Source organism: Chryseobacterium metallicongregator, from assembly GCF_031324065.1.
In the GTDB taxonomy this organism is placed as follows: domain Bacteria; phylum Bacteroidota; class Bacteroidia; order Flavobacteriales; family Weeksellaceae; genus Chryseobacterium; species Chryseobacterium metallicongregator.
Genome location: NZ_JAVIXS010000006.1, coordinates 420,348 through 438,372, shown reverse-complemented (window position 1 = coordinate 438,372; position 18,025 = coordinate 420,348). Strand labels below are relative to the sequence as shown.

General features: G+C 33.1%; 16 protein-coding genes. 3 read left to right on the top strand and 13 right to left on the bottom strand.

The genetic code is table 11. The features are described from left to right. The first annotated feature begins 5 nt into the window (after positions 1-5). Genes REB14_RS10525 through REB14_RS10515 form a run of 3 tightly spaced genes read left to right on the top strand, consistent with a single transcriptional unit; the run spans position 6 to position 4,491 of the window. Positions 6-3,542, top strand: coding sequence for a DUF6443 domain-containing protein (locus REB14_RS10525; RefSeq protein WP_309522138.1), 3,537 nt, complete (start codon positions 6-8; stop codon positions 3,540-3,542). Between the two features lie 3 nt (positions 3,543-3,545). Beyond that, the gene (locus tag REB14_RS10520; protein WP_309522137.1) at positions 3,546-4,025 is read left to right on the top strand and encodes a hypothetical protein; all 480 of its coding nucleotides are present in this window, start codon (positions 3,546-3,548) and stop codon (positions 4,023-4,025) included. A gap of 1 nt (position 4,026) precedes the next feature. Continuing rightward, the gene (locus REB14_RS10515; protein WP_309522136.1) at positions 4,027-4,491 is read left to right on the top strand and encodes a hypothetical protein; all 465 of its coding nucleotides are present in this window, start codon (positions 4,027-4,029) and stop codon (positions 4,489-4,491) included. Between the two features lie 1,062 nt (positions 4,492-5,553). On the opposite strand, the gene REB14_RS10510 is transcribed toward REB14_RS10515, so the two are convergent. From REB14_RS10510 to REB14_RS10450, 13 genes are all read right to left on the bottom strand, one after another. Continuing rightward, positions 5,554-5,850 carry a hypothetical protein gene (locus tag REB14_RS10510; protein ID WP_309522135.1) on the bottom strand — a complete coding sequence of 99 codons (297 nt, stop codon included), beginning with the start codon at positions 5,848-5,850 and terminating at the stop codon, positions 5,554-5,556. A 249-nt stretch (positions 5,851-6,099) separates the two neighbouring features. Further along, a complete protein-coding gene (locus REB14_RS10505) occupies positions 6,100-6,333 on the bottom strand; it encodes a hypothetical protein (protein WP_309522134.1) in 234 nt (77 codons plus the stop codon). A 141-nt stretch (positions 6,334-6,474) separates the two neighbouring features. Then, a complete protein-coding gene (locus REB14_RS10500; protein WP_309522255.1) occupies positions 6,475-7,362 on the bottom strand; it encodes an IS3 family transposase in 888 nt (295 codons plus the stop codon). A gap of 5 nt (positions 7,363-7,367) precedes the next feature. After that, entirely contained in the window at positions 7,368-7,775 is a 408-nt protein-coding gene (locus REB14_RS10495; RefSeq protein WP_309522133.1) for a hypothetical protein, read from the bottom strand. 21 nt (positions 7,776-7,796) lie between these two features. Continuing rightward, positions 7,797-8,240, bottom strand: a complete 444-nt coding sequence (locus REB14_RS10490; protein ID WP_309522132.1) for a hypothetical protein — start codon at positions 8,238-8,240, stop codon at positions 7,797-7,799. Between the two features lie 69 nt (positions 8,241-8,309). Beyond that, positions 8,310-8,723: a hypothetical protein gene (locus tag REB14_RS10485; protein ID WP_309522131.1), complete on the bottom strand. Its 414-nt coding sequence runs from the start codon at positions 8,721-8,723 to the stop codon at positions 8,310-8,312. Between the two features lie 371 nt (positions 8,724-9,094). Then, positions 9,095-10,525 (bottom strand): hypothetical protein, encoded by a 1,431-nt coding sequence (locus tag REB14_RS10480; protein WP_309522130.1) that lies wholly within the window; start codon positions 10,523-10,525, stop codon positions 9,095-9,097. Positions 10,526-10,733: 208 nt separating this feature from the next. Then, entirely contained in the window at positions 10,734-11,045 is a 312-nt protein-coding gene (locus REB14_RS10475; RefSeq protein WP_309522129.1) for a helix-turn-helix transcriptional regulator, read from the bottom strand. 99 nt (positions 11,046-11,144) lie between these two features. Next, positions 11,145-12,197: a hypothetical protein gene (locus REB14_RS10470; protein WP_309522128.1), complete on the bottom strand. Its 1,053-nt coding sequence runs from the start codon at positions 12,195-12,197 to the stop codon at positions 11,145-11,147. Between the two features lie 316 nt (positions 12,198-12,513). Next, positions 12,514-13,566: an aldose epimerase family protein gene (locus REB14_RS10465; protein WP_309522127.1), complete on the bottom strand. Its 1,053-nt coding sequence runs from the start codon at positions 13,564-13,566 to the stop codon at positions 12,514-12,516. 3 nt (positions 13,567-13,569) lie between these two features. Further along, a complete protein-coding gene (locus REB14_RS10460) occupies positions 13,570-14,853 on the bottom strand; it encodes a galactokinase (RefSeq protein ID WP_079242747.1) in 1,284 nt (427 codons plus the stop codon). A 47-nt stretch (positions 14,854-14,900) separates the two neighbouring features. After that, entirely contained in the window at positions 14,901-15,959 is a 1,059-nt protein-coding gene (locus tag REB14_RS10455; RefSeq protein ID WP_079242748.1) for a UDP-glucose--hexose-1-phosphate uridylyltransferase, read from the bottom strand. Positions 15,960-15,978: 19 nt separating this feature from the next. After that, positions 15,979-17,862 (bottom strand): beta-galactosidase, encoded by a 1,884-nt coding sequence (locus REB14_RS10450; protein ID WP_309522126.1) that lies wholly within the window; start codon positions 17,860-17,862, stop codon positions 15,979-15,981. Positions 17,863-18,025: the final 163 nt, after the last annotated feature.

Below are 18,025 nucleotides of genomic sequence, written 5' to 3'. Positions count from 1 at the left end.
ACACAATGAGAAAAATAATAATACCAATAAGTGCTTTGTTTATAGCAAGTACTCTGCAGGCACAGCTAACAACCCTTCCTAATACAGAAAACTATATCCAGAGTAAAACATATCTTGATTATAATGGCACTACCGCTACAAAATCCATGGAAACTGTCCAGTATTTTGACGGGCTGGGAAGAGCTAAGCAAATAGTCAATGTAAAAGCATCACCATTAGGAAAAGATGTGGTGACTCCTATTGAATATGACCCTTTTGGAAGACAGGTAAAAGACTATCTTCCTGTTCCACAAGGGAGCACTTTAAACGGAGCTATTACTCCTAACCCTTTAAGTAATCTATCCAGTAGCCTTTATGGCAATGAAAAGATCTATTCTGAAAAAGTCTTGGAAAACTCACCTTTGGACAGGATTCTGGAACAGAAACAGGTAGGTAATGAGTGGAATGGAAAATCTGTAAAGTTTGGATATGATGTCAATTCTACATTAGACAAGGTTAAAAAGTTTACCGTTACTACAACCTGGGTCAATAACGCTACATTATCAGAGATCAGTAACATTACAATGTATGAAGAAGCCAAATTGTATAAAAATACACTAACTGATGAAGATAACAATAAAACCATAGAATTTAAAAATGGTAAAGGACAGTTGCTGTTGGTAAGAAAAGTAATGAGTGCTACAGAGAATGCAGATACCTATTACCTTTATAATGAATATGATCAGCTGGCATTTGTTATTCCTCCTAAAGCATCAATAGAGACTAATCCCAATACTGTACTTAATGACTTATGCTATCAGTATAAATATGATGGCAAAAACCGCCAGGTAGAAAAAAAAATTCCAGGTAAAGGCTGGGAATACATGGTGTATGATAAAGCAGACAGGCTGGTTGGAACTCAGGATGCTGAATTAAGAGTAAAAGGACAATGGCTGTATACCAAATATGATCAGTTTGGAAGAGTTGCTGTGACAGGACTTTCTACAGGAGGAGAAAGAAATACAGAACAGCTATTGGCTAATGATTCAGGAAATATGACACGGACAAATTCTGTGGTCTTTAACAGACAGGGAATGGATGTTTTTTATGATCCAGGTGTTTCTTATCCTCATGCCTCTAAATGGGTGGCTTTATTATCTGTAAATTATTACGACTCTTATCCTGTCTACAGCTTTAATCCTGCATTCCCTTTGGCTATTCAGGGAGAACCTGTACTTACTGAAACTCCTACAGCTGACGGAAGGAGCACCAAAGGTATGCCCGTCATGAGTTTTGTAAAAAACATTGAAGACGACAGCTGGACAAAAGACTATACCTATTATGACAGGAAAGGAAGAGCTATTGGAAGCCACTCTATCAATTATGTGGGAGGATATACCCACACAGAATCCAAACTGGATTTTGCAGGGGTTACCAAGCTGGCTATTACCAGACATAAAAGATTAGATACTGATACGGAAAAAGTAATTACAGAAACATTTGAGTATGATCACCAGAACAGACTACTTTCTCATAAGCATCAGGTAGATAGCAATCCAACAGAAATTCTTACGCAAAATACATATAACGAAATTTCCCAGATTACCAATAAAAAAGTGGGAGGAACAGATCTGGCAAATCCTCTGCAATCTATAGATTACAAGTACAATATCCGTGGATGGCTTACCAAAATCAATGATCCAGCTTCTTTAAACGGAAAACTCTTTGGGTATGAAATCAGGTATACTAACCCCCAGTACACCAACTTAGCTCCAGGAAGGTATAATGGAAATATTGCAGAAGTAGATTGGAGAAATGCTTCAGAAGATGTTTTGAAAAGATATTCTTACACTTATGATCCTCTTAACAGGCTGAAAGATGCTATTTATACAGAACCAGGAACTACCACCCCGTTTAATAACAACTTTAATGAACATCTGACTTATGATCTGAATGGAAATATCATGACCCTGAAAAGAAATGCTTATCCTGTATCAGGAACTACAGCCACTCAGGTAGATGATCTTGAATACAAGTACACAGGAAACCGTCTGAACCAGGTGATAGAACACTCAAAAAATAATGCTGGATATGAAGGAGGAAACAATATCATTGCTTATGATCTTAATGGCAATATGACTGATATGAAGGATAAAGGGATTCAATCCATTGCTTACAATTACCTTAATCTGCCTAACAGTATTTCAATCCAGAATTTCGATTATATGGACAGACCTATCAATACAGGAATATCACATCTGTACCGTGCTGATGGGGTAAAGCTTCGTAAAACAGTTTTACAGCAGTTTTATATGGGACTTCCTACAAGCCGTATGACAGACTATCTGGATGGCTTCCAATATTCATATGATGATAACGGAGGAACATGTCTGACCTGTAAAACAGAAACTGCATTTGAAGTACAGGCTTATTCCAAAAGACCACCACTGTTTCCTCCTACAGCTGAGTGGAAATTAGAATTTGTGCCTACCGCAGAAGGATTTTACAGTTTCGCAGAAAACCGCTATATTTACAACTACAAGGATCATTTAGGAAACGTAAGAGTAAGTTTTGCTAAAAGTAATGCAGGAGTGCTGGAATCTATAGATACCAATAATTATTATCCATTTGGATTAAACCATATAGGAGGATCTTCACGTTCAAACTTTGGAGGCTATTATAACTATAAATTCGGAGGTAAAGAACTACAGGAAACTGGATGGAGCGATTTTGGAGCAAGAATGTATATGAGTGATCTTGGTAGATGGGGAGTAATTGATCCACTGGCGGAAAAAATGACAAGACATAGCCCCTATAATTATGCCTTTAGTAACCCTGTTAATTTTATAGATCCTGATGGAAGGCAGGCAACTGATTGGATTAGACAGGATGGAGTCTGGAGATATGATGCAAATGTAACTACTGTAGAACAGGCGCAAAAAATAAAAGGTGTAGATGGATTTGCTAAAAATGGGACAGTCCTTGCAAATGTGAGCGTTGACGGGGGAGCAGAATCTGCTTATGCACAATTAAATGAGGGTGGTACTATAACAAAGCTTGGCGCAGATGATCTAGCTTCAATGAATGCAATTGTAGATGCACTGCCAATGTCTATAGGTGGTTCCTGGACAACATGGACTCAAGAGACATTCCAGATTTTTACAGGTGGTGCCAATGAAACAGATCCTAACACTATGAAAAAAGTTTTACCTGGAGATAAGCTGGAAACTAACGATATGTTCCAACAGATATTTATGTTTTATGGCAGAAATACAAGGCTTGATCGTAAAAGTCTTGGAGATGCAGCTATCCAATTTGGTCTTGATGTAGAAGGCATTGGAAATCCTATTGGAACTTTATCAGGATCAGAGCCTGTAAAATCAGATACATTTGGCATTTGGGATAGGCAAGCTACTGGAGTTTTACGTCATAATGATGGATCTCCATTTGGTTTAAAATATAAAAATGTAAGAGGAGAAGGACTGAGTAAAGGAACAGTAGATTCATTAAATAAAGCAATTAAAGACTCTAATAATTACTGGAATAAGCAATTAAGGAAATAGATTATGAAATATATTATTTTATGTAGTTTGTTCATTTTTTTTGGGTGTAAAAAAGAAGTATCTCAAAAAATATATTATCCAAACGGAAAGCTTAATTATGTTTTAAATAAAAAAACAGATACTACTAAAATTACGTTTTTTGATAAAAATGAAAAGGCTGTAATGAATTTGAATTTTTATAAAGATTATTTTACAGGAGCTATTGTTTATAACAAAAATCCAAATCTTCCATTTAAAGATTCTATTAGTATAGACAGCATGAAAGGTTCTTATTTTTATGGAACAGAATACATTATTTTTGAAAGAGGAGCTAAGCTTATGGGATCATATAGATATAAAAGAAACTCGGATTTTAGAAAAGCATTACAGAGCATACAACCATTCGGTATTCATAATACCTTTGATATGACAGGAACTATTATTGAAAAGACAGAATATATTATTGTAAATGATACTGTATATAACACTAAAATTGCATTGTAGAATGAATTATCAAGTACGTTTTTTATTACTAATGTTTTCTATTTTTCTTATAAAATCCTGCACAAAAGAGAGCGATTTATCTTATAGTATTTATGATAAAAATGGCTTTATTAAAGCAGATGGAAAGTTTAAAAGAGATCAGTTTATAGATACAATTTACGTTTATAAAGAAAAAAACAACGATATTTATAATGACCATTTTGACACCTTTATAATAATAGATAGTTCAAAAAGTAATTATTTTTATGGTACTGAAATTGTAGAAGAGAAAAAAACACATAAACTTTTTTCTAAAGGAGTATATAGATTTAAAAAATCTTATGATCCACAAGAATGTTATCAAAGTAAACTAAAAACTGGATATTTTGAATTTCATAATATTGATGGTAGCCTACATTCAAAAAAACTCTATCAAATAAAAGGAGATTCTTCTTATGTAATAAATTCAGGAGAAAATATTGAATAAAACACTAACATAGAAGACTTTAGTTTAGCTAACAATAACATACCCATCGCAATTGCGGTGGGTTTTGTGTTTTTAACAAGGTACAGAAGCTTGCAAAAGTGATACTACTAATTGTATTCCTGACGAAATTGACCACCTATGACTTATTGTTGAAATTTCATGCTCGATTTAAGGTAATTCTAAATATTCATATCTCCATTACAAATTCTTTAAAATAATATTTCAGTGTTTTTTTGTAAATTCCAGTGATATTGTGTAAATTGGTAAGATTAGTATATTCAAAAACTCCTTCTGATTCTGTAATGAAAAGGATTTAAGGCAAATTCTGCAACATAAAGGACTCATTCAAACTTATGTACTACTTCATCATATACTACATATTCTATACAATCTACATGAAAGTATACAGGTATGAGTAAAATACGCTTGTGTTTTTTTCAATTCAATAAGCGCTTTTTTTCAATCATATCTTCTGGCAAATTAAGACTCATACAAGTCCTTTATTTTACAGAATTATCGGAAAATGACCCCATATACCATTCAAACAATAAACATTATTAAAACAGCTCTTTACAGCCTCTAAATGCCTGTTTGTAGCTATAATATCGCCACTAAGAATCTCACTCCTGCACTCTTTGCTGATTATTTTGCCAATAAATTCCTAGAGAGAAGCACTAATCAAAACTTTAAGCCTCCTTTTACTTCGAATCTGCCCCATTTTTTGAAGATTTTACAAGTTGATTTAACATCACCACAAACCCTTACTAGAAAGGCTTTTCCAGATTTTCTGCAACATAAAGGAATAAATTACTATTTTACTATTAATACATTTATATATTATTACTATACATTATTAATTATTATATCAATTATAGATCTGGTTTTATAGCAATTATTACTAAAAAAAATGCTGTTTTCACTTTTTCAATAAAAATTACTGACATTTTTAATAAAAAAAGTTATGTATTTCTTTTTTTGCTGTAATTAGATTGATAAATTCTGGTATTATTAATCAAACGCCATAAAATAAACCTTTTTAAACACCTTAAAAATGACTTTGAATTAAATCGGGATATAAGTTAGCATAAAACCCTTAAAAGTCTTAAAAATAGCCTTAAAAGACGTTTTAAAGCGATTTTTCCGTAAGCTAGCCTGGGTAATTTTAGGATAGGTTTCATAATTCCAATTTTCAAGGTATTTTAAAAGCTCCTGACGTATTTTTTCAATTCTCTCATTTGCTAAAACCTCATTAGCCAGTCTTTTCTTTTCTGAAGCTGACATTTTTGGATCTTCAAAATAAAATCTTCTCGATTTATTTTCTACTGGCTCAATTGTTCCTCTTAGCTTATAATTTTTCATTGCTATTTCTTCTACCACACACTCACCTAGAGGTGTGGCAAAGTACTGATTGTTATAGCTCTGTAAATAATGATGTAGTAATTCAAAAGCTATATGTGAGTTTATTGATATAATACGCCGTCAAATAAACCTTTTTAAATGCCTTAAAAATGGCTTTAAATCAAATCGAGGTATAAATTACTACAAAGCCCCCAAAAGTCTTAAAAACAGCCTTAAAAAACGCTTTAAGACGCCTTTAAAATACAAATCTCAATTTGCTTTATCATTAAAGTTTATAAAAGCACATACTTCATCTACATAAGTGAATGGACTCTTATTTTTTCCCCCATTTCGGTAGTATATATTACTATGTCCATCGAATTGGGGGAAAAAATTGGGTTGCAAGTCTATTTTAGCTTCGAGGTTTTTTGTTTCAAAAGATAATGCTGTCGCATCATCATTGCAATGCGCCTGCATATCATGACAAACAGGTACTGCTTCCATCAAATTGGTGTTTAAATAGTCTGTCTCGTCCTGAATTTACCTTACAAGATTTAACATTAATTCTATTTTTACTTTACAGTATTGTTTAGTTATTTGCAAATTCATTATACAATAATAAGCAATAAATGATGTTTTTTCCGACTATTTTGCAGCTGGATTTCTTTTATACTGTTTCCATCGCTTTTTTAGCGCTCCAATAGCATCATGGGCTTTATTCGGTGTCAAATAATCCAAACTTGAATGTGGGCGGCTATTATTATAGATGTATACTATTCTGTCAATAGCTTTCTTTGCTTCCTTATGATTCTGATAAATCCGTTTGGGAAAAAACTCATTTTTTATGATTCCATTCATTCTCTCTGCTAAAGCGTTTTCATAAGGACTTCCTGTTTGTGTCATGCTGATGGCAATATTTTCACTCTGAAGAATTTCAATATATCCACTGGAACAATACTGTATGCCCCTGTCAGAATGATGGATAAGGGTAAAGTTAGATTCCATTTTTCTCTCTGCTACAGCCATTATTAGTGCTTCTATACATCCTGCTGCTTCCAGTGTTGGATGTAGTGCATGACCAACAATTTTCCTGGAATAAGCATCTGTAATTAAGCTTAAATAGCTAAATCCTTCCAAAGTTCGGATGTAAGTTATATCACTCACCCATAATTGTTCTGAAGCCTGTAAAGCAAGGTCTTTAACTAGGTTTGGATACTTTTTTAGCCAATGGTGTGAATCTGTTGTTTTTACCATCCTCTTACGTCTTCGAATGAGCAGACCGTGGAATCGTAATAATGCAAACAATTGATCCCGACCCATTTTTATTCCGTGTTCTTCAAGATGAGGAGAAAGCTTAGATAAAAGTTTTCTTGTACCCAGCATAGGCATCTCATCACGAAATTCTTTCACCAAACATAGCACAATCATATGGGCTATACTGGTTTGTTTCTCTCTTTGCTGAGCCTCGTAATAGGCTTGTCGTGTGACACCAAACAGCGCACAAATCTCCCCGAGAGACTTATTGGGATAAATTTGCCTTAATCTTTTGGCGGTTTGGTACCAGACTTTTTTCCTATTTTGATTTTCAAATCTTCTTCTGCAACTTTAATCATTGTTTCCAAACCTGCAATTTTCAGTTTTGCATATTCCAAAGATTTGGATAATTCATGAATCCTTTTCTCAAGAGCCTTATTCTTGCTGTTTTCGTCCATTTCAGTAAAGAATGTATTAGGGATTTTACCCTCTAAGGTACGAATGGATAGTTTGGTGATCCAAAGGCGTAATGTATTCCTGTTGAGCCCATACTTTTTACAGGCTCCAAGTTTGCTGATAAGACCTTTGTCTATTTCTGTAAGTATCCTGATGATCTCCGATTCTTCCCGTCTTTTATAAGGCTCCTTGCTTAATGGACTGGAACGTGGTGTCAGTTTTGATTTTTTTGTCATTTTAAGTAGCTTAATGTAAAGCTATTTCAGGACAAGACAGTCTTTTTCTGGTACTCCAACCTTACCCGCCACCCATTTATATGCATTTTCCAGTTCTTCTTCAGGGATATTCTCTACTTCCACCAAAATACAGCATCCTTTTCCATTAATGGTACTCCAAAATGCTTTAACATGGGTAACATCATAGTCAAAATCATTGCTATCTTTTATCTCATAATAAAAGTATCCGCTTAGAAATGTGCCACCCTCATTTTTGTTTGAAACTGGATTCAAGGAATTAAAATTACACACTTCCAATTTATCACGCAACCTATGTAAGACTGCTTCTGAATCACATTTCCTCAATTCTTCAATGAATTTCGCATTTCTTCTGTCTGGATTCTGAATATAATCCAGCAATTCTCCTACATCGGAAAACTCTGCTACCACATTTTTATCAGCTGAATTATTGTATATTTTAAACATGCTCACATTTTTAACAATGGAAATCCCTATAACCTAAAAAAAAGGAATTTCCATTGTGGATTAATATTTTTATTGCTGATCTTTCCAGTGTTCAAGATCTTTACTTAGGCATGACTCACTAATTTCAAGCTTTTCATATTGCTCTCTAGTCCATTCATTGAATAGAAAATCACGGAGTTTCTTTTCAATTTTCTTAAATGTAACATTAGAATAAGGGTTAATATTTATTGTAACATTAATTTTGTTTTCCCATTCTCCATCATTATAAATATCAGCTACTATTTTAGAGTCTTTATATACCCATATTTGCTCTTCGCAGTCCATTTCAAAATACAAGTCTTTTGCTTCACTCTTCTGCTTTTTCTCAAATTCAAGCTGATAGGCGATTTCAGCCAGTATTAACTCTTGTTTAAGTTTTTTGTTATCAACTGTGTTCATGTTTTTGTTGTTGTTTTTAATTTTGTTGTTGTTAAAATCTTTCATGATAAAATATTTATTTGTTAAAGTTTAGACGTGACAATACCACCCTAGGTTTTTACCTACGACGTATTTGGGGATACTCAAAATGATTTATGAGATTATTTCAATTACAGCTATTCTGAATTAATTGAAATAGCAGACAAGATTATATTTTTCATTTTTTAATATTTTTAATTTGGTTTCTAATGCTTTGATTTTCTTACTAAAGAAAAACACTACCTCATCTAACAGAGATAGTGTTTATTCAAGCTGTTTAATACACATCAAAAATCATGCCAAAGTTCCAGAATGACAATACACCACCTGACACAATAAAACACGCTAAAAACCATCTTAAAACACTTAATACAACCTCCTAAGCAAAGGCACATATTTTAATCAACTGAAATTCTTGGCGTATTCCCGAAATTACTGTAAAACACAGACTCTATTTGCTCTATGACAACGGGAATATTTTCCTCCGTGGTAGCTATGCAGTCGTGGACACTAAAAACAGGTATCTTCCTTTTGTAATTTTTGACAAGCGGTTTAGCCACTTGGTCAATCATAAGGCTAGCCTCTAAGTCAAAAAGTGATTTTGCCACTGCTTTATAATTTTGTCTTTTCTTTGTGGTCACAATATCGTACAATATAGGAAACCTCTCCGCAAATACTTGTTGAACCTCTGTAAATTGACTAATTCTACCAAATAGCATCATGATAAACAATTGCTTAGCTAAAGCTCTGTCATGCTCGTAACTTTCAACATATCTTTTACCAAAATACATCATAAACATTTCACACCATCTTTCAGAATATTTTTCCTTCAAAGGCTCAATAAATACATTGTAGACAGTGCCTTCAATGCATAAAATTTTGAAGTCTTCAACCTCCCTATCCATAAGGGTTTTCAAGTCTTCTGAACACATATAAATAGAAAGACTATCTTGTAAACGGTTAACCCTCTTGGAGGTCATCCTAATGTTGGTTACACTGAAAAGATTAGAGAGAAGGTATGGTACACAATTCTTCAAATCAATTTCAATTAGTTTTCCCCCTTTGTAGATAAGGTTTTGCCTGATCTCCTTATTGAGAAAAGAAAAAGAAGTATATAGTCTACCTTTTGTTTTATAATCTTTTTTTCCTGTTTTCTTGTTTTTCAAGCTGGTTGTACCTCTGGAAAAAATATATTCTCCATTCATGAATTGAGCCATCTTCTTCAAAGCCATAAGATAACTGCTGTACGACTTCAAATCAATCGCAATAGGTTTTTCGTGCGACTTTTTAAGCGGATAATTAGCTAACTCAAAATACCTATCAAACAAATCGGCTTCGGTCTTATCGCTATCAATTGCAAAATCAGTGTTAACAAAAAAATCGCTCAACGGCTTTTCATATTTCTTCGTGTAACTTGAATTGAACTTTTTATTTTGATATTCATGAATACCTTTTATTTGAATCACTTCTACATTGATTCTGGAATAACGATACGGAACAATCAAACCATAGCCAAAGCATTTATTTTCTTGATAAGGGGTTCGATAGATTATTTTTTCGTCTCTTAAAAGGTTAATATATTTAGAATAACCCGTATCAATTGCTTCAACCCAATAGTCACGGGATAGATAACTTTGATCAAAATAATTAATAACTTCCGTATTACCTTTAAAAGCAACGGATTTAAAGACAATTGAATGCAAAATAAATTTAATAATATTCATGTCAAATTTTTCAATCTTCTCTCTTCCAGAGTTTTCGATATGCTCATAGTTGACAGAGCTTGGCAAAAGTGCCATCATTTCATCTTTTTTAATACTATGTATCATTTATATAGATTTAATCCTCAAACCATTACAGGAATAAGGAAAGGTTAATAAATAGACTTCAAGCAATAGCAACAACCGACACAGGTGTTGCCAATGCTTAAAATCGTTCGATAAAATTTTTAGGTATTTGTAGGAAGGTGCAGAAAAAGAAAATCTTCTTTCAAGATATTACATTTTTTCTTTCTCTTTTAATTGATAAAATTACTGTTTACTCTGTTTTTTCAGAATTATAAATATAATTCAAGACATCACTTTTCCTGTAAATAGGACTTTTGCCAGATTGACCAACTGGTGTTAATAACCCCTTTTTACGCCAAAGCCAAATGGTTGTTCTTTTCTTTTTAGTAAGTTCGCAGACCTCAGAAATTAAAAGATGTTCGTCTTTTTCTGATTCCACAGAATTTTTGTCTTTACTTTCCAATTTTGAAAGTAATAAATCTAATTTCTCATCTGTTTTGTTTTCTGACGGAAAGGCACTCGCTAATTGAGTGATAATCTCTAAAAATTTTTGTTGTTGCATAATATTGTCGTTTTTAAATTATAGCACAAAAATACTTTAGTCGATTATCCTCAATCAATGCCTGTACTTAAATAGGGACAAAAAAGGGACATCAAAAAATTAAATTAGATACTTAATCTCTTTTTTGGGAGGCTTACAATCTCTCATTAAAGTTTTTTGAATAGTATCTTTTTTAAACTTTTTATAATCTTCTACATCGTAAAACATAAAATTTTTGATTATCCATTCCGAAACCTGCTCTTTACTATCAGCAATTAGATGACCATCATCATAACGTTGTTTAAAAAAATACACAAGCATATTAGAACTTCCTCTAAAAGCAATTTCTTTGTCTACATTAGTCAATTCACCAAAAATTAGTTTTCTAAAGGATTCATTAAATTCTTCGTGAATATATGGAGAGAGCGAATCAAAAACATTTTCTGGATGGAGAAGTTTTATAGGCTCTTGACCTCTAACAATTTTTTTCGCAAATATTCCTTCACTACGTAAAAAATCAGGATATTCAAATCTCAGATTCATCACCAATTTTGTGATATTGTCTTTGTAGTTTGCAAGTTCTTCTAATTTTGAATAATATTCACCAGCTAACTTTTCCAATTCTTTATTTACAATGCTATTATCAGACATTTGGAGTTCAACAACTTCAAGTTGAAAATCATTTTTTGCGTAAATGTATTTCATATAATTTTCTAACATTTCAAAATTAAGAGAAAAGTAATTTTGAATTTTTTGCATAGCACCATCTTCAGATAAGTCGGGGATTCTCTTACTATAATCATCTAAAAATCTTACTGTAATCTTTTCTTTTTCACCCCTATTTTTATTTTTCCTACCATAATACCAATAGTAGATACGGGAAACATAGGCAAAATAGTTATATGATAGAAGTTTACTGTGATAGAATAGGTTTTGAAATTTTTCAGGGAAATCTGGATTTTTAAAATATTGATAATCTAATTCTATAAACTGCTCGTAATTGTAGTAAGATTCTTTGAGTTTGTCCCAAAAAATCAATTCCATTTTATCGGGATTTTCTGTGTATAATCCCTCAAAGACGGTTTTAATATCAAATGGAAATTGCTCTTTATTGAATGAATATATGGATTCCAGAACAGAAATATCTTCATTGAGGCTTTCAGGATTTGACATTAAAATGTTTTGAAACCTATATCGAAGTTCATTAAGAAAATTGTAAAAATTGTTTATCTTTGCTTTCATAGTTTACTAAACAGAGTTAAACAAATATCGGCAAAAAAGATTTTATTTATTAATTTCTGTCTCTACTTTGTCCCTCCTACAAGTAAACAAAGTTTTAAATCATTGAAAATCAGAATAAAGGAATATTCCTGGAGAAACCACTTCAAAACCTCTAATTTATTTTAGAGGTTTTTTTGTTTTTAATACATAACTTATTTTCAGTAATTTCTAAGCCTGGGATTTATAAACTGTTATACCTAATTGGATATTAATAAACTGAGAATTTGTATATAGTTGAATGTTTATATACATCTTTAGGAGTTAGTATTGGTGATGGAAAATGGGATTGGTTAATTGCATCTGGAAAATTCTGTGTTTCCAAACAAAATGCCTCTCTTTCCTGGTACAGGTGATCTTCTTTTCCTTTTATATTTTTTATCCAATTGGCAGTATATAACTGCAAACCCTGCATAGTGGTAAATACTTCCATTTTTCTACCGGACCGTGGCTCTATAACAGTAGCTACTAAATCTAAATGATGCATACGGTGCTTTAAAACAAAATTATGATCATATCCTTTTCCAATCGTAAGTTGATCATGATCCATATCAATTCTGTCTCCAATACCTGTTAAGGAGGTAAAATCAAACGGGGTATTTTTTACAGTTAAAATTTCACCTGTCGGTTCAAGGTTTTTTGTAAGAGGAGTATAAAAATCAGCCTCAATCTGCAATTGATGGTTATTTATTGTTCCACTGCCCTCCCCTGCCAAGTTAAAATAAGAATGGTTCACCAGATTGAGTATAGTTTCCTGGTCTGTTGTCCCTGAATAATCTAACTGTAATTCATTATTTTCACTAATGGAATAAGTTACCGTTACAGATACAGTACCAGGGTAGCCTTCTTCCCCGTCAGGAGAAGTGTATTGAAAACTCACTTTCGAGGCAGAAGACTCTTTAACATCCCATACTTTTTTATCAAAACCCTTCAGTCCACCATGCAAATGATTATCCTCATTATTAACTGTTAATGAGTATTCTTTTCTGTTTAATGTGAATTTTCCTTTCCTGATACGATTAGCACATCTCCCACAAATGGCCCCTTGATAAAATTCATTATTGTCTATGTATTCTTGTGCTGTTTCATATCCCTGCACTACATCTGCCAGTTTTCCGTCTTTATCTTTAACATTAATACTCACTATAATTGCCCCATAATTAGTTACTTGTACAATCATCCCATTATTATTTTTCAACGTGAATAACCGGACTTTTTGATGGTTGTGAACTGTATTAAAAGTCACTTCATTGATAACACCCATTTTTTAAAGGTCTAATTTAACAACTCCTTTTTGTCTTATGAATAAAGGATGACAAGAACCCACTCCAAATAAATGATTTAAAGTTGTGGTATATTTTTCAAGCAAATTTTCAGGGACAAAAGCTTGTATTGTTCCTGCAAATCCTCCACCATGCACACGCCATGCTCCAGCACCTTTCAGTACTAATTCGCTGTAAGCCAACCCTAATGAAACGGCTTGTTCATGTATATTATTTGATACATAAACATTTTGATTGTACATATACGAACTATGTCCTGAATCTATTACCAAGTGTAAAAATTTTTGGAAATCATTATTCTCTAATGCTGTTACTTCATCTACTACGCGTTCATTTTCACATTCAAAATGAATGGCTCTTAAAATAGCCCGATCTCCTACTTTTTTACGGATAGAAGGAGCAATATCCATTACTTTTTCCAGAGTCGTTTCTCTCAGTACACTACATCCTAAATGGGCTGCAACGTCTTTCATCTCTTTAGGTAAAACAGCATATTCATCATTCAAATTGGTATGATCACCCCGAGTATCTGTAATCACTAAAGAAAAACCAGTAGATTCAAAATCAAAATCTACTTTTTTAACAATAGGATTGGTTACGTCTGCAAAGTCAATGATTACCAAACCTCCTACTGCACAAGCTACCTGATCCATTAACCCGCAAGGTTTTCCAAAGAAAACATTTTCTGCATATTGTCCAATCCGGGCATTTAATATGGGATCTATATTACCATCATTGAATAAATGACTTACAATTGCACCAATTAAAACCTCAAATGATGCTGATGAACTTAATCCGGAACCTTTAGGAACACACCCATCAATTACAGCATCGAATCCTCCTATTTTATAGCCCAATTCTTTTAATCGAGCATTAATTCCACGAACAAGGGCATTTGAGGTTAAAAATTCCTTCTCATTGGGAATAAGGTGGTCCAAATCTATTTCAAATGATTGATAACCTGAAGATTCAATCCTGATTATATTGGAGTTATTTTTAGCAGCAACGGCTATATTATCTAAGTTTATGGCACTCGCTAATACGCGACCATGATTATGATCTGTGTGATTACCTCCAATTTCGGTTCGTCCTGGTGAACTAAAAACAGAAACCTCTTTTTCTCCAAAAATTTCTCTGAAACGAGATAATGCTTTGGTATACCGAACTGCTTGCTGATGTAATAATTCTGAATTTTGTCCGTACAACTCTCTAAATTGAGGAATATCACCTTCATTAATTAAAGAATCAATATATTTATTATTTGACATGTATTGGTACCTAATTTATAAAACAGCCTATTTTATTAAGAGCCATTTTATTTATTTTTATAATGAATTGTTGAACTTTTTTTAAGAATCTCGGCACTTTGTTCCGGAGTAATATCTCTTTGGGCTTCTGCTAACATTTCGTATCCTACCATGAATTTTTTCACACTAGCTGAACGAAGCAAAGGAGGATAAAAATGCATATGAAAATGCCATTCTTCATGAGATTCTGAATCTGTAGGAGCCTGATGTATTCCGGCAGAATAAGGGAAAGAAATTGAGAAAATATTATCGTATTTTGTGGTCAGATCTTTCAACATTTGAGCAAATAAAACCTGATCTTCATCTGAAAAGGCTAATAGACTATTTAGAGGTTTTTTACTAATAATCATTGTTTCATAGGGCCAGGTTGCCCAAAATGGAACCAAAGCCACAAAAGCTTTATTTTCTAAAACAATTCGCTCCTTACTTTCAATTTCTTTCTGAAGATAATCATACAAAAGAGTTGTTCCGTGTTGATAATAATATTTTTTCAAATTTTGCTGTGTTCTGACCACTTGAGAAGGAATGGATGCCTGCGCCCAAATCTGACCATGAGGATGAGGATTACTACAGCCCATAACAGACCCTTTGTTTTCAAAAATCTGAACATGATTAATATAATCTAGTTTCCCAAGACTCTGATATTCATCTTTCCAGACAGACACCACTTTTGTAATCGCTTCTACAGACATTTCAGGAAGAGTCAATGAATGATCGTGTGAAAAACAGATTACCCGGTTAATTCCTCTTTCAGGTTCCATTTTAAATAACTCACCCAGTTCACCTTCCGTTTTATCTGGGGCTATTTCTCCTTTCAATAAAGCTCCAAAATCATTATCGAATACATATACACCTTCATAGCGAGGGTTTTGGGTCTCGTTAGCTCTTGAATTTCCGGGACATAAATAGCATTTCGGATCATATTGATTTTGAGCGCTTATTAATGGTTCTTCCTGTTGCCCTTGCCATGGCCGTTTTGCCCTTTGTGGTGATACCAAAACCCATTCATCCAATAAAGGATTAAATCTTCTATGTGGATGATTTTTGCTGTTAAATGAAGTACTCATGTTGAGCTTATTATTTATATCAGTTTGACCCGTTTTCAGGGTTTAATTTGTCCAAAATAGGTTCAGATAATGTGTTTAATTCTTTTTGAAGTTTATTATTTTTCTGTTCAAAAATAACAATCTCATTATTACCCTTTCTTAAGTAACATCCCGGTAAATACAGAGTTTGTTGTGGTCCTACCGACCAATACCTTCCCAGATTAATTCCATTGACAAATACAATCCCTTTTCCGAAAGGTCGCATATCTAAAAAAGTGTCTCCCACCTGTGATACATTAAAATTTCCTTTATAGATAACTGGTCTGTTCTCTTTTACATCAGATTTTTGTTTTGTATCAATTACCGGAGCCTTTTCAAAAGGAAGCCCATACATTTCCCAATCTCCAGCTATTTTTCGGTCATTAATAAATACAGGAGAAATAATTCCTTTTGTATTCTTATTAATCTCAGAGCCATAGTTAATTCTCCCCATATTTTCTACTATAATGTCTAATTTTCCATTGAAGGGTATGTTAACATTACATTCATATTTTTTATAATAGCGGTTAAGCTCTCCTACTTTTTCTCCATTTACATACACAATTGCATAATCTCTTAATCCATCAATTTTTAAGATCCCCTTAATTGGCTGATTAAAATTTTTGCTATACCAAACATAGCCATGCCCTTGATTTAAATGCTCAAAAGTCAAAGGATTGTCATTAACTATTGGTTTTACATTCTTTTTTAAATCTTCCAAATCAATTGCCTGAGATAGTTGAATAGCCGGAATCTTAATAACTGGAATTCTTGAAGGAACAGGAGGTGTAGAAGGATTTTTTAATAATTCTCTTAATTTCATATACTTTTCGGTTTCCCAACCTGCCTCAGTAATAGGAGCATCGTAATCATAACTGGTCATACTTGGCTGTATATGGTGATCTTTATCGTAATTAGCTCCAGAGGTAAATCCGAAGTTAGTTCCTCCATGCACCATATAAATATTAAAGGAAATATCATTATTCATAAATTTTTCAATGTGGCCTTTTACTCTTTCCGCAGCTTTACGGGGAAAAGGTTCTGCCCAATGATCTAACCATCCGGGATAGTATTCTGCTACCATAAAAGGACCTTTCCCATTATGGTATTTTTTCACCTCTTTCTTAATATTTTCCGGGTCTTCATCTCCATTTGCAGTTGGCAAAGCACCAGGCAAAGCGCCTCCTTCAAATAACCAGTCTCCATCTGAAGTAAAAAACTCCATTCCTTTGAAACCAACTTCTTTTAATTGATCAAATACTGAAGAACTGTATTTTTTATGATCTTCCAGCTTAATGTCTTCTCGTTGACTAACAAAAGATCCGAATTCATTTTCTCCCTGAACCATAACAATCGGGCCTCCATTAACAATCAGATAAGGTTTTACTACCTTGTAAAGTTCTGTGAAATATGCTTTTGTCGAATTTAAAAAAGGAGTATTATATTCTCTGATTTTCATATCCTTGTCATTTTGTAAAAACCAGGGATAGCCTCCGAACTCCCATTCTGCACATACATAAGGGCCAGGGCGAAGGATTACCATTAAACCTTCTTCTTTTGCTATTTTTAAAAATTCAGGTAAGTTTTTGTTTCCATTTTGAAAATCCCATTTTCCAGGAGCTATTTCATGATAATTCCAAAAAACATAAGTCGCTATCGTATTTAAACCCATAGCTTTAACCATTTTCAACCGATGTCTCCAATAAGCCTGAGGAATTCTGGCGTAATGAATCTCTCCTGAATGCAATTTAATTGGCTGCCCGTTCAATTTAAATTCTCCATTTTCAATTTTGAAAGACTCATATTTAATAGGTTTTTGCTGGGCATTTACCACAGTTGTTCCTACTAAAAAAAAGGCTAAAATTATGTTTTTAATAAACTTCATTGTATATGTTGTATTAGCTATTAAAGTTAATTATGTATTAAAACAAATTTATAAATTTACCTGATGCTGCCATACTGGCTACCACCGGTTTTTTCAACTTTACCACCAGTTGAAAAAATATTTAAATATTATGAAACTTGTTAAAATTTTTCAAATGCAAAAC

Excerpts from the sequence above, each read along its gene's own strand:
- REB14_RS10455 (WP_079242748.1), bottom strand. The coding sequence starts at position 15,959 with ATGAGTACTTCATTTAACAGCAAAAATCATCCACATAGAAGATTTAAT.
- REB14_RS10490 (WP_309522132.1), bottom strand. The coding sequence starts at position 8,240 with ATGTTTAAAATATACAATAATTCAGCTGATAAAAATGTGGTAGCAGAG.
- REB14_RS10520 (WP_309522137.1), top strand. The coding sequence starts at position 3,546 with ATGAAATATATTATTTTATGTAGTTTGTTCATTTTTTTTGGGTGTAAA.
- REB14_RS10505 (WP_309522134.1), bottom strand. The coding sequence starts at position 6,333 with ATGGAAGCAGTACCTGTTTGTCATGATATGCAGGCGCATTGCAATGAT.
- REB14_RS10485 (WP_309522131.1), bottom strand. The coding sequence starts at position 8,723 with ATGAAAGATTTTAACAACAACAAAATTAAAAACAACAACAAAAACATG.
- REB14_RS10495 (WP_309522133.1), bottom strand. The coding sequence starts at position 7,775 with ATGACAAAAAAATCAAAACTGACACCACGTTCCAGTCCATTAAGCAAG.
- REB14_RS10480 (WP_309522130.1), bottom strand. The coding sequence starts at position 10,525 with ATGATACATAGTATTAAAAAAGATGAAATGATGGCACTTTTGCCAAGC.
- REB14_RS10525 (WP_309522138.1), top strand. The coding sequence starts at position 6 with ATGAGAAAAATAATAATACCAATAAGTGCTTTGTTTATAGCAAGTACT.
- REB14_RS10460 (WP_079242747.1), bottom strand. The coding sequence starts at position 14,853 with ATGTCAAATAATAAATATATTGATTCTTTAATTAATGAAGGTGATATT.
- REB14_RS10475 (WP_309522129.1), bottom strand. The coding sequence starts at position 11,045 with ATGCAACAACAAAAATTTTTAGAGATTATCACTCAATTAGCGAGTGCC.
- REB14_RS10510 (WP_309522135.1), bottom strand. The coding sequence starts at position 5,850 with ATGAAAAATTATAAGCTAAGAGGAACAATTGAGCCAGTAGAAAATAAA.
- REB14_RS10450 (WP_309522126.1), bottom strand. The coding sequence starts at position 17,862 with ATGAAGTTTATTAAAAACATAATTTTAGCCTTTTTTTTAGTAGGAACA.
- REB14_RS10470 (WP_309522128.1), bottom strand. The coding sequence starts at position 12,197 with ATGTCAAATCCTGAAAGCCTCAATGAAGATATTTCTGTTCTGGAATCC.
- REB14_RS10515 (WP_309522136.1), top strand. The coding sequence starts at position 4,027 with ATGAATTATCAAGTACGTTTTTTATTACTAATGTTTTCTATTTTTCTT.
- REB14_RS10465 (WP_309522127.1), bottom strand. The coding sequence starts at position 13,566 with ATGGGTGTTATCAATGAAGTGACTTTTAATACAGTTCACAACCATCAA.